Below are 750 nucleotides of genomic sequence, written 5' to 3' on the forward strand. Positions count from 1 at the left end.
CCTGCCCCCAGGCCCGCGGCCGGGTGTCGGAGACGGACACGGTGCCCAGCACCATGCCGGTGCTGTCGATGAGCGGGGCACCCAGATAGGAGCGCACCCCGAACTCGTCCACGACCGGGTTGCCCGCGAACCGGGGGTAGTCGCTCACGTCCCCCAGGACCAGGGCCTTGCGGCGGGCCACCACGTGGGGGCAGAAGCCGTGGTCGCGGGGCAGCGACCGGCCCAGCAGTGCGCCGGTGCCGTCGCCGCGGAGGACGGGCGCGACCGCCGGCGTGTGCAGACCGGCGAAGAACTGCCCCTCCTGCCCCAGGAAGTTGACCATCGCGTACGCCGCCCCCGTGAACTCGGAGAGGCCGTACGCGAAGGCGTCGAGTGTGGGCTCGGGGCGCTCGCCCAGTCCCAGCCGGCGCAGCCGCTCGGTGCGGGCCGGGGCCTCCTTGTCCTCGGGGGTGAGCAGCAGACGACCGGCCGGACGCGGCGGGTCGTAGCTCATGGGCGGGCTCCCTGGATGTGGGCACATGTCATATACGGGCTCCGTGTCGGTGTGTGGGGATCACGTGTGGGCGCCGTACCCCGTCGCGGTGGCCGGGGCGTGGGCGATGAGGTGGCGGACCAGCGTCAGCAGGGTCTGGACGCCCGAGCTGGAGATCCGGGCGTCGCAGCACACGACGGGGATCTCGTCCGGCAGGTCCAGGGCGGCGCGTACCTCCTGGGGGTCGTAGCGGAAGGCGCCGTCGAACTCGTTGACGG

At 73.2% G+C, this 750-nt stretch carries 1 protein-coding gene and 1 pseudogene; both read right to left on the minus strand.

The window, feature by feature from the left end:
• Positions 1-493 (minus strand): GAF domain-containing protein (locus AOK11_RS34855; RefSeq protein WP_055597659.1); only part of this gene is annotated, 493 nt, incomplete at its 3' end.
• A gap of 60 nt (positions 494-553) precedes the next feature.
• Positions 554-750: pseudogene (locus AOK11_RS34860) on the minus strand (ATP-binding protein); the annotation flags it as partial.

Source organism: Streptomyces hirsutus, assembly GCF_001418415.1.
In the GTDB taxonomy this organism is placed as follows: Bacteria; Actinomycetota; Actinomycetes; order Streptomycetales; family Streptomycetaceae; genus Streptomyces; species Streptomyces hirsutus.